The 12,273-nt window shown below is 52.4% G+C and carries 5 protein-coding genes; 2 read left to right on the top strand and 3 right to left on the bottom strand.

The genetic code is table 11. The features are described from left to right. Nucleotides 1-164 precede the first annotated feature (164 nt). From ACRQ84_RS12010 to ACRQ84_RS12000, 3 genes are all read right to left on the bottom strand, one after another. Nucleotides 165-4,967: an Ig-like domain-containing protein gene (locus tag ACRQ84_RS12010; protein ID WP_483816183.1), complete on the bottom strand. Its 4,803-nt coding sequence runs from the start codon at nt 4,965-4,967 to the stop codon at nt 165-167. A 460-nt stretch (nt 4,968-5,427) separates the two neighbouring features. Continuing rightward, nucleotides 5,428-8,556, bottom strand: a complete 3,129-nt coding sequence (locus tag ACRQ84_RS12005; RefSeq protein ID WP_483816182.1) for an Ig-like domain-containing protein — start codon at nt 8,554-8,556, stop codon at nt 5,428-5,430. A 180-nt stretch (nt 8,557-8,736) separates the two neighbouring features. Then, on the bottom strand, nt 8,737-10,449 hold the full coding sequence (locus ACRQ84_RS12000) for a flagellar biosynthesis protein FlhA (RefSeq protein WP_483817919.1): 1,713 nt from the start codon (nt 10,447-10,449) through the stop codon (nt 8,737-8,739). On the opposite strand from ACRQ84_RS12000, the gene ACRQ84_RS11995 reads away from it, so the two are divergent. Together ACRQ84_RS11995 and ACRQ84_RS11990 are read left to right on the top strand one after the other, a co-directional pair. Then, nucleotides 10,442-11,344, top strand: coding sequence for a flagellar motor protein MotB (locus ACRQ84_RS11995; protein WP_483816181.1), 903 nt, complete (start codon nt 10,442-10,444; stop codon nt 11,342-11,344). The genes ACRQ84_RS12000 and ACRQ84_RS11995 overlap by 8 nt on opposite strands. 299 nt (nt 11,345-11,643) lie before the next feature. Next, nucleotides 11,644-12,252, top strand: coding sequence for a cupin domain-containing protein (locus ACRQ84_RS11990; RefSeq protein WP_483816180.1), 609 nt, complete (start codon nt 11,644-11,646; stop codon nt 12,250-12,252). The last annotated feature ends 21 nt before the right edge of the window (nt 12,253-12,273 follow it).

Genomic DNA, 12,273 nt, shown 5'->3' with positions numbered 1-12,273 from the left:
TCCTAACGAGAACCGTCTGGAAAGGAACGCGTTAAACGTTCCAGTAAACGTGATAGTGATAAGTTAATTAACAAATAATAAAAGTAAGGGCCATGATAATCGATGGCCCTTATGGATATTTATATATTATTGTTGCGCTAATTACGCCGCTGATAAGTCTGGTGTTACCACTCTATTTTGATATCGCTTTGCACTAAAATATCGATGTTTTTAGCATCATTGATAATCACGTTGTATTCGATTCCGCCAATCGTTATCAGTCCGGCCTGTTCGGTCCAGTTGCTGATGTCATCCTGGTCAGCAATAAGATCGTGCAAACTCAATACCGAATGTTCATCCCCGGCGATCAACACCTGCTCATGTTCATTGGAAATAAACAGGCTTTTTTGACTTTCTTCCAGAATATTATCCAGCGTGAGCGCTTTCTTGTATTCCGATGTGGCAGAGATATCAATAACGCCTTGCTGGTGTGAATTCATATCGGAAACCACATCGATGGCATCTTCTGCTGCAACCTGGCTTTTCGTTGAACCAGAAGGCGTAAAGCCGCCGCCTATATGCTGGACCTTTATGTTGTCTATTGCAAAGTCATTATACCGCCATGAGCTGTTGTTTGAGAATATTTCAAATTTAATTAAGCCGGTTTTATCGGCTACCCAGCTTTCTAATACGGAGCTTGTTTTATCCAGATTTCCCAGCTCAATGACTTTTCCGTTGAGAATGAATGCCAGGTCAATACCGCTTTTATTTCCTAGCGATACGGCATTATTTACATTCATTGATATATCATATTTATGGCCTTCGACCACGTTGATCATCGTATGCATGACGGTTGATTTATAATCAATCCCGGTATACGGAGTGACAAATTCTAAATAACCTCTGCTTAACCGATAAGCCGCATTATAACTATCACCCGCGCCGCCCTTTCCACCGGGCCTTATTTCACCGTGTGCAGCGCCTAAAACCCAGCCCTGCAGGGTATTGTCATTAAAATCCCATGCGTAAGACTGCGCTGTAATGGGAGGTGCAATCTCGATGGTAAAATTAGCGGAAGGATCCGCTGCCTGATGATAGGCCTTAAAGTTCCAGGTGTCGTAGGTGAGGATGGTCGGTGGCGTCCATTCCCAGTGTCCGCTGCTGTCAGTCTTAACCGAATACCCCGTATAAACAGGTTCACCGCTGTGCCAGAATTCTATCTGCACGACGCTGTTCGCCTCGGCACTTCCGTGGAGCGTGGGCGTGATGTCATCGGTAATGCCGTTGTGTAACACCTTCAGATGATCTTCGCCAAAGTCATCCCACGCATACTCAATGGTTGGCACATAGCTGCCAGCGGCAACGATTTTGAGTGCGAAGCTTTCTGCAGAGGGATCGCGCGTCAGGGTGCTGCTGACCTGAAATTCGTAGCTGCCCGTTACCAGGCGGTCGGTATCGTAGCGCCAGCGTCCGTCTGCGCCGACGTTAACGCTGTCCAGCACCTCCCAGTCTCCCAGCACATTGCGGTAGTGCAGATACACCACGCTGTTGGACTCGCCGCGCCCGTAAAGGGTTGGCGTGCGGTCGTCGGTGATGGCCCCGCTGGTCAGCAAGCCGGTAAGGGCACCAAAATCATCGTACGCGTGGGTAATGCTGGCTTCGCTACCGGGCGTCAGGTCAATCTCCAGCAGGAACTCATCGCTCCAGCCGCCGCCGGCGTTGGCGCGAAACTCCCACCAGCCTTCGCCCAGTGCAGGGGGCGTCCAGCTCCAGTCGCTGCCGTTCAGCAGCGCGTTGCCGCCGTCTATCCACGCGCCGGTTCCGTTGCGGTACTGAATGCGCACCGTGCTGCCGGCGGGCGCGCTGCCGTGCAGCTCCGGCGTGGCATCGTCGGTCAGGCCGCTGTTCGTCAGCGTACCGGTGTAGCTGCCCACGTTGTCAACGGCGTGGGTGATGTGCGCTGAACCGCCGGGCAGCGGCATTGCGTCATCGCCGATTTCAATCACGAACGACGCCGATTGTTTGCTGGTGTTGCCCAGTTTGTCAGTGGCGGTGGCGGTGAGCGTGTGCGGCCCCTCGCTTAACGAAACCTCAATTTGCCAGACGCCGTTAGCAGCGGCGGTTACGCTGCCGAGCAGGGTGCTGCCCTCGTAGATTTTTACGATGCTGCCGGGCTCGGCGTCACCGCGCAGCACCGGACGGCGGTCGTCGGTTTTCTCGCCGGAAAGGCGCGCGCCGGTGTTGCTGCCCGCGTCATCGAGGGCTAATTCAATGGCGGGAACGTCGGGTGCGGTGGTGTCAACGTGCAGGGTAAACAGCGTCGGTTCGCCAATCAGCCCGGAGAGTTTAATCGCGTGAATCGAGATGTTATGCAGACCTTCATCCAGCGGCTGAGTAAGGGCAAAGCTGTAGGTGCCGTCGGGCTGAATGGCGGCGGTGTACTTATCATTATCAATCCAGATAACCACGATGCCGGATTTTTCACCGGGCACGCTGCCATTAAAGGTGGGCTGGGTGTTTTTCGTCCAGAGTTCGGTGCCGTTGCTGGTGATGGTGTTGCCGAGTATGCCAAAGGAGGCAATTTCAGGCGGCGAGGTGGTGACGTCTTCATCAACAGGAGTGGCATCAGTGTCTGGGATGACAACGTTCACACCGTCCTGTACCAGTAACTCTCTAATTCCATTTTTTAATACCTGGTATTGAATTCCTGCAATCGTGATTGTACCTGATTGAATAGTCCATCCATTTTTTAAAGTGTTAATAGATGCACTATTTATTATTTCAAAAGTATCGCCATTGCCACCCTTAATCATTAACTGGAAATTGCCGTTATCAATAAATAATCCATTTCTTTTTATAATGGTGATGCTATCTGAATCTAAAGTGAGTTTATGACTCTCATCTATTGTCATAACTTCCATTTCATTAGCATGGGGTGTGAATCCATTAGAAGTCCTGGTTTTTTCACCTTTTATAGAGATGTTGTCTATGCTGAAATCATTACCCCAGTATCCGGATTCATTATTGATGACTGATATTTTAATGAGTTTTGTCTCAGTGGCTATGTAACTACCAGATAAAGTAGTGTAACCCAATGCACTGGAAAGTTGAGTGGCAGGAATGACCAGATTACCATCCATCATAAAACCTAGTTTTGGGTGGAGGACGGTGCTGGAATTTCCGCTATAATTATAAACGACCAAGTTAACTTTGTAAGTGCTACCTGCTTCTACCTCGATCGTGTTGTATATAACATCTCCATCATAAGCTTTACCTGATGTAGGCGTTGTTGCTCTCAATACACCTTTTCCGCCTGCCGCTAATTCATAATATAAGCCATCAAGATAAGCCTCTGCTACAGTCCAGCTTTGGAATGTTTTATCATTGAAGTCCCAATTGTAAGATTGGGGCTGAGTATCAATAGTTAGTGTGAAAGTTTCTGATGTTAATTTTGAATCTAGCGAGTAGGACGCAATAAATTTCCAATTTGAATCAACCAGCACTAATGGTGGTGTCCATGTCCAGTGGCCACTCGAATCAGTTAGCACATCATGACTTCCCTCTGAAGGATAGCCATCTCGAGCATAACTTATTGTGACCATGCTGTTTGCTTCAGCGCTTCCGTGTAATGTGGGGGAGCTGTCGTTTGTTTTATCGTTATTCACAATTTGACCGGTTTTTCCTACATCGTCCCATACATAGTCAATGGTGGGAGCATAGCTCCCCACTGAAACGATTTTCAGCGCAAAAGATTCTCCTTGGGGATCACGCGTCAGGGTGCTACTGGCCTGAAACTCATAGTCAGCAGGGATAAGGCGCGGTGAATCATACGTCCAGCGTCCGTCTGCGCCGACGTTGACGCTGTCCAGCACCTCCCAGGTGCCCAGCGTATTGCGGTAATGCAGATACACCACGCCGTTGGATTCACCGCGTCCGTGCAGAGTGGGCTCTCGATCGTCGCTAATCGCTCCGCTGCTCAGGATCCCTGTATTTGCGCCAAAATCGTCATACGCATGGGTAAGGGTGGCTTCACCACCTTGTACAAAGTCAATCTCCAGCTGGAACTCGTCGCTCCAGCCCGAACCGGCGTTAGCGCGAAACTCCCACTGGCCTGAGCCAAGTGTGGGTGGCGTCCAGCTCCAGTCGCTGCCGTTCAGCAGCGCGTTGCCGCCGTCGGTCCACGCGCCGGCTTCGTTGCGGTACTGAATGCGCACCGTGCTGCCGGCGGGGGCGCTGCCGCGCAGCTCCGGCGTGTTGTCGTCGGTCAGACCGCCGCTGGTTACCGTACCGGTGTTGCTGCCCACGTTATCAACGGCGTGAGTAATTTGTGCCGCGCCGCCGGGCAGCGGTTCCGGTGCCGCGCTGTCGTCACCGATTTCAAGCACGAACGCCGCCGATTTTTCGCTGGTGTTGCCGAGCCTGTCGGTGGAGGTGGCGGTCAGCGCGTGGCTGCCATCGCTCAGGGAAACCTCCAGCGCCCAGCTGCCGTCAGCACCGGCTTGAGCGCTGCCGAGCAGGGTGCTGCCTTCATAGAGTTTCACGATGCTGCCGGGCTCGGCGTTGCCGCGCAGTACCGGATGGCGGTCGTCGGTTTTTTCATCAGACAGGCGCGCGCCGGTGCTGCTGCCCGCATCATCCAGTACAAATTCAATCAGCGGCGCATCGGGCGCGGTGGTATCAATATGTAAGGTAAACAGCGCCGGTTCGCCAATCAGCCCGGAAATTTTTATCGCGTGGATCGATATGTTGTGCAGGCCTTCATCCAGCGGCACCGGCGGCGTGAAGGTGTAGCTGCCGTCGGGCTGAATCGGCGCGGTATATTTAACATCATCAATCCAGATCACCACGATGCCGGACTTTTCACCCGGCACCGAGCCGTTGAATCTCGGCTGGGTTTTTGAGGTAAAAAGTTCGGTGCCGTTGCTGGTCGTGCTGCTGCCCAGAATGCTGGGCGAGGGGGCAAAATACTGTTCGTTTGAGCGTGTCATCCGTGGTTCCTCGATATCGAATTCAGGGACACGAATTTTCCGATGAGTTAAGAATATTCCTAACGAGAACCGTCTGGAAAGGAACGCGTTATACGTTCCAGTAAACGTTGAACAGGTACGTTAATATCCATGTCATCAAAAGTGTGAATATAAATGATTTAATTCTGCTCACTTAAACAAGAAATTGCCTGGTTATGCAGGTGCGCATGAATGCGCACCCTGCGGAAACCCAGCTATAAAACCGTAGGGTCGCCATTCATGGTGACCGATTCACGTTTAAATGAAGATCATTAAAATATAAATAGCTCGGTGCTTATAAAAAAAGATCTATGGCTGGCGCTCATGTTGGCAACGGATGGATGGGGAGTTAGATTTGGTCTGAGCCTTATATTATCAGCTTAAAAAAATCCCCGGCAGCATTTCCGGGGATAGCTTTAAAGGTGAAAGGATTAACAGGGAATTACATCAACTCTGTTTTTACGCCTTGCTGGATAAGCCGTTCAGCATCATCACCTTGGGGATAAACCTGATATTCCATACCTGCCACGATAACGTTGCTGTCTTGATGCTGCCACGCACTAAGATTATTGTCTTCCGGCAGAATATCTTGCAGATCAATCCCCTTAATTTCGCCGTCATTCGCAGTGAGTGGCAATTGCCTGTCGTCACCAAACAGATCTTCTTCGCTTGGTGATAATATCGTCTGCACATCCAGGGAAACGCTGCTGTCATTTATAGCGGCCACGTTTGCCAGATCGTTTACAATGTCGTTAGCGTTCACATCAGCATGGATTTGCAGATGTTCATTTTCCCATTCAACCTTCACGCCTTGCTGCACCAGCAGTTCAGCGCCATCAGCGTGACGGTAAACCTCAAACTGTTCGCCGGCGACCGTAATTGTGCCTTCCAGATGTATCCACTCACTCACCTGGCTGCCTGGCGGCAAAATATCCTTCAGCTGCACAATATCGCCGTGATTGCCTTTCACCACAAACTGCAAGGTGTCATCAGCGATAAACAGTTCCTTTTCCCCATATTTTTCGATTGCTGATGCATCGATAATTAACTTGTTATCACCGGAACCGGTCAAATCGATAGTGTTTAATATATCTTTCTGTTCAACATGGGAGGTCAAATCAAGAATTTTAGCACTCCCTTCTAAATACTTTATATTTTCTACCGGTTCAACCGCAGCAGGCGGAGGAGTGATCGTGTCAGCTGTTGATTTATTATAGGTAATATTATCTAAATAAAAAGATCCACTTCCAAAGACAATTTCATGAATTTCTTCAGATGCCCTTGTGGCAACTGTTCCATAAAGATCTTCTGCTATAATTGTTAAGGTTTGGTGGGGTAAGAAGCTCAATGTGACATTTTTAGTAGCAATAAAATTATCTTTTTTTAAATTCCTGAACACTACGTAATATTCAATTGTTTGATTTTTATCAGTGTAGTTAATAATGTCAACGCTAGCTTTTGTCGGTGCAGTAAGTAAGTTGCGCACTATCCATGGCTTAAATTTTAAATGAAGGCCTCCCATTGCCGGCATTAAAATTACACCGCCATGTTCTCCCGCGTCGGGTATGTAGTTAAATAGATGCTGGGGGGATGTAATTTGAATATCACTATTAATGTTCCATTCTCTACCTCCATTAGTAAAATTATCTGGTGTAGCATAATCATTAAAATCCAGTACATACTTATTCCAGTGTTCAGGGCGAATATTAAGTTTAAATCCGCTCCAGTCGCTTTGACCCGCTTTCTGTACCTCAAAATTCCAATAACCGTTGCTTAGAGCCGCTTCGGGAGTCCAGTTCCAGTGCCCTTCAGCATCGGTCAGAACAGTTTCCGTTATATATTCCCCGTTACCTGATTGATAGCGTAAGGTCAACGCGCTATTGGCCGGGCCGCTACCATGCAGGGTCGGTGTGTTGTCATCGGTGGTGGCGCCACTGCTGCGGTTACCGGTACTGCTGCCCTCATTATCAAAGGCGTAGTCAATGGTCGGGAGCACATCAACATTGGCATCGATTGTCAGCTTGAAGTTTTTCGGGGCGATCTGTCCCGCCTTCTGCACAATAAAGGTCCAGCTTCCCTGGTCCAACGCGCTATCCGGCGTCCAGCGCCAGCGGCCATCTGCGCCTGCGGTAAAGCTGACCAGCGTGCTATCCCCATCGCCTAAATGATAGCTGAGGTACACCAGACTATTTGACTCCGCACGACCACGCAATTCGGGCCGGTTGTCATCGGTCGTCGCGCCGCTGAAACGTTCGCCGGTGCTAATGCCGACATCATCCCAGGCATAGTCGATAACCGGGTTAAAACCGTTTACGTCAGTGATCGTCAGGTTAAAAGGAGCCGTCCAGCTGCTGTGGCCTTGTGGCTGAACCTCAAATGTCCAGTTGCCCGTCGCCAGAGAAGGCGGCGACCAGAGCCATTTACCGCTGCTGTTAACGTCAATCGTGACGGTATGGCTGCTGCCATTCTCCACGCTATACCGCAGCGTGATACGGCTGTTGGCTTCGGCGCTACCGCGGAAGGTGGGGGTTTTGTCGTCGGTAATGGCATAATTGCTGAGGTAACCTATGGCCGGCTCAACATCGTCATAAACCGAATCGATGCGGGTGCGCGTCAGAATGTCTGCCGGGCTGGCGATATCCAGGGTAAACAGTGTGGATGGCGCAACGCCGGTACTGGCCTGAAACTCATACTTACCCCAAGCCAATGCTGAAGAAGGTGTCCAGCTCCAGTTTTCACCACTCAGCGTCGCCACTGCGCTACCGGCCCAGGTGTTGCTGCCTTCCAGTCGATAGTAGACCACCACGCTGCTGCCCGCAGCGGCAACGCCACGCAGTTCCGGCGTGTTGTCATCGGTCAAACCGCCGCTGGTGACCGTCCCAGTGTTGCTGCCCATATCGTCAACGGCGTGGGTGATGACTGTCGCGCTGCCGGGTGGCGTAACGGCGTCATCGCCAATTTCGAGCAGGAAAGACGCCGATTTTTCGCTGGTGTTGCCGAGTTTGTCGGTGGAGGTAGCGCTCAGCGCGTGGCTGCCGTCGCTCAGGGAAACTTTCAGCTCCCAGCTGCCATAAGTATCAGCTTTAACGCTGCCGAGCAGCGTGCTGCCTTCATAGATGTTCACAATGCTGCCGGGCTCAGCTTTGCCGCGCAGTACCGGATCGCGGTCGTCAGTTTTCTCATTAGAAAAGCGCGCGCCAGTGTTGTTGCCCACATCATCCAGTGCAAATTCAATCAGCGGTGCGCCGGGCGCGGTGGTGTCGACGTGCAGGGTGAAAAGCACCGGTTCGCCAATCAGCCCGGAGAGTTTAATTGCATGAATCGAAATGTTATGCAGACCTTCATTCAGCGGCACCGGGGGCGTGAAAGTGTAGCTGCCGTCGGGCTGAATCGGCGCGGTGTATTTAACATCATCAATCCAGATCACCACGATGCCGGACTTTTCACCCGGCACCGAGCCGTTGAATGTTGGCTGGGTTTTCGAGGTGGAAAGTTCGGTGCCGTTACTGGCAATGCTGCTGCCCAGAATGCTGGGCGACGGGGAGTAATACTGTTCGTTTGAGTGTGTCATCCGTGGTTCCATGGTATTGGATTAAAGGGCACGAATTTTCCACGATAATGCGCATTATCTGCTCAAGAAATGTCTGTAAAGGTATCTCTAAAGTGTTTCAATAACAGTTAATAAATGGCGTATGTTGCGGCTAAAATCTTATAGCCGCAACAACGATAGATTGAGGCAAACAAAGTGAGCTTACGTAACCTGCCCCACAATCTGCAAATTGGCATCATCTGGCACTTCGTTATACGAAAGCACATGCAGGCCTTTGGCAAACAGGCGCGCATAGCGTGCGATCAGCGGACGCAGCTGCGGCGTTACCAGCAGCACCTGCGTCAGGTTCTGCGCTTTCAGTTGCTCCATCATCACCGGAAGCGTGCTTTGCAGCTGCGTCAGAATATTCGGATCAACCGGGAAGCTGTCCAGCGCCACTTTGCCGGCTTGCTGCGCCTGGTTCAGCGCTGCCAGCAGCAGATTTTCCAGGCTGTTTTCCAGCGTATACGCTGACAGCGGTTTGTTATCCGGCGCAATCGCCGCCACCATCGCGCGACGCAGGGCGTAACGCACATCGGAAGTTAACAGAATCGGATCTTTGGTGATCGCCGCGCTCTCCAGCAAGGTGGTGGCGATGGTGGTGATGTCCTTCAGCGATACCTGATCGTTCAACAGCAGGCGATACACTTTCAGCTGCAAACTGAAGTTCACCGCCGCGTTCACATCCTCTGATAACTTAGGTGCCACGCTCGCCAGGCGCTGATGCAGCTGCGTAATGTCATCGTAGTTAAACAGCTCGGGCAGATTCTCGCGCACCACTTTATTCACGTGTGTGGCGACCACGCTGGCGCAATCCACCACCTGATAACCGAGATTCAGCGCCTTGGCTTTCTGCTCTGGCAGGATCCAGGTTACCGCCATGCCGTACGCCGGATCGACATCCAGCACGCCATCAATTTCACCGTACTGTTCCGGCGTGGGGATCGCCATCAAACGATCGGCATGCACTTCGCCGACGGCGGTGCGAACGCCGTTGATCTTGATGGCGTACTGCGCCGGTTTAAGGTGGAAATCTTCACGCAATGCGATTTCCGGCAGTAGCACGCCGCTGGTTTCGGAGACCACTTGCCGCACGCCGCGCATGCGCAGCGTCAGCGGCGCACCTTTGCCTTTATCCACCAGCGTCACCAGCTTGTAGCCGAGATTCAGGCCGATCGGCTCCACCATCGGAATGTTGTCCCAGCCGATGGTGGGCTGTTCTTCCGGTTGCGTCAGCGCCTGGGTGATCGCCTCCATATCCTGGTGATCTTGCGTTGGCGCTTTCACGCCACGGCTTTGTCGCCAGGCGGCGAACAGCAGCATCGCGGTAAAGATCAGGAACACCAGATGCGGCATGCCTGGCACAATCGCCAGCACAAACATCACAGCGGCGGCGGTATACAGCGTGCCCGGGCGCGCCAGCAGCTGCGACTTAATGTCATCGCCCATGTCCGCGCCGTCGCTGATGCGCGTCACGATAATCGCCGCGGCGGTTGAGAGCAGCAGCGATGGAATCTGCGCCACCAAACCATCACCGATGGTCAGCAATACATACTGTTCGAACGCTTGTCCCGCCGGTAAACCGTGCTTGAACACGCCGATCAAAATCCCGCCAACCACGCTGATCATCAGGATCATGATCCCGGCGATCGCATCACCGCGTACGAACTTCGAGGCACCGTCCATCGCGCCGTAGAAGTCCGCTTCGTTGGCGACATCTTTACGGCGCAGCCCGGCCTGTTCCTGATTGATCAAACCGGCATTCAGATCGGCATCGATCGCCATCTGCTTGCCCGGCAACGCATCCAGCGTAAAGCGCGCCGAGACTTCGGAGATACGTTCGGCACCTTTGGTTACCACCACAAAGTTGATCATCAAACGCGGTGGCAAGAAGGCGCATCACGGCCATCACGGCGGTGCGTGGAAAGTGGCGTTTGCTGACTTTACGTTGGCGATGATGGCGCTGTTTATGGTGCTGTGGATCATGGGGGCGGTAAGCGAGGACGAGCGTAAAGAGATTGTCGCGCAGCTAAACGGCACCTCGGTATTTGAAGGCTCGGGTTTCAATCCGTTTGATGTTGAAGACTCGCGAGGCGCGGGATCGTCGATTATTGGCGAAACCATCGCCATTTCACCGCCGACGCAGAACGCGAGCGTGAGCAACTCCTCGGCTGATGTCAGCTTTAGCAACGGCAGTAAGCCGAGGGAAGATTTGGACAGCGTGCTATCACGTTCTGATAGCGAACTGGCGCTGCTGCAAAGCCAGCTGCAGCAGATGATCAACAGCTATAACGCACAGAATTATTTGATGCTGGAAACCCTGCCGCAGGGGCTACGCATCCTGATTCAGGACGATCAGGATCGCATGATGTTCCCGCGCGGCAGTGCGGTATTAACGCCGTTCTTCCAGAAATTATTGACGGAACTCGGCCCGGTGTTTAACCGCATCGACAACAAAATCATGATCAGTGGCCACACCGACGCCGCGAAATACAGTGGCAACGCCGCCTACAACAACTGGAATCTGTCCGGCGATCGTGCTTTAGCGGCGCGCCGTGCGCTGGAGCGTGGTGGATTAGAGAGTGCGCGCGTGTTGCAGGTTAATGCCATGGCGTCACGCATGCCGCGAGATCGAGACGATCCCATGAGTGCGCGCAATCGCCGCATTGAGATCCTGGTATTAACCGATGCAGCAGCCGAAACCCTGTTCCAGTTTTATGGCCGCGAAGGGGAGAACGTCGTGAAACCCATCGCTGAGCGCCTGCGATAACCTGTCAGTGCCTTTGAATCGTTTTTTGATTCGACCGGTGGCGAAATCCACCGGTTTTTTTTTGCCTGAAATTCATGCGCTTTGTGGCCAGGTGCGCATAAATGCGCCCCCTACAAACCCGTAGGGTCGCCATTCATGGCGACCTGGTTAACCCCCGCACAAGATGTTAATTATGTTGCCAACTAATTTGGCTTTAGTTAGCTAAATCATTCTTTTATGTGAATTTTGTCGGCGGGCGCACATTGCAAATTGCCTTTGGTAAGCCACAATTAAGCATCGTGATTAACCGGAGAAAGAGTATGACTGCCAACCACTCCAGCCTGCTGTTACTGATGTCTTTCGCCGCCGGCACCTTTTCTGCTGGATCCTCCAGCAATCCTCAACATTTGATGCTGTCGCTGCCCTCCGGCGGCGTACCCAACAGCCCGCTGCCGCTGATCATCTGGCCAGGCATTGTGCCGGATGAAGATGAGGCGGAAGACAGCGCTGCCTGGTTTGAAAAAACCTTTACCCGCAACGGTTGGCCCGCCGCGTGGCGTGCGCCGATCTTCCCCTATACGCACTATCACCCAAATACCCATGAAGTGTTGGGCGTCGCTGCCGGCTGGGCAGAAGTGCTGTTTGGCGGCGACAGCGGTCGCATGGTGACGCTGCGCGAAGGCGATGCGGTGCTGATCCCCGCAGGTGTCGGTCACAAACAGGTGTTTGCCTCAGAGGATTTTTTCACCGTTGGCGCCTATCCTGAAGGGATGTCCCCCGACACCGTGCGTGATGAGCCTTCGCGTTTACGTGCGTCGAAAGAGCAGATCCAGCATGTTCCACTGCCGCACCGCGATCCCTTTACCGGTGGCGAAGGCGCGATGACGGAGATCTGGCTGCCAATCGCGCAGCAGCTAATGCACCAGTAAAGTGCAAAACCGCCATTTCTA

The sequence above is a fragment of the Pantoea sp. E2023-21 genome (genome assembly GCF_051302795.1).
Lineage (GTDB): Bacteria > Pseudomonadota > Gammaproteobacteria > Enterobacterales > Enterobacteriaceae > Pantoea > Pantoea ludwigii_A.
The sequence above is the reverse complement of the archived record's forward strand: the minus strand, read 5'-3'. Positions and strand labels throughout refer to the sequence as shown.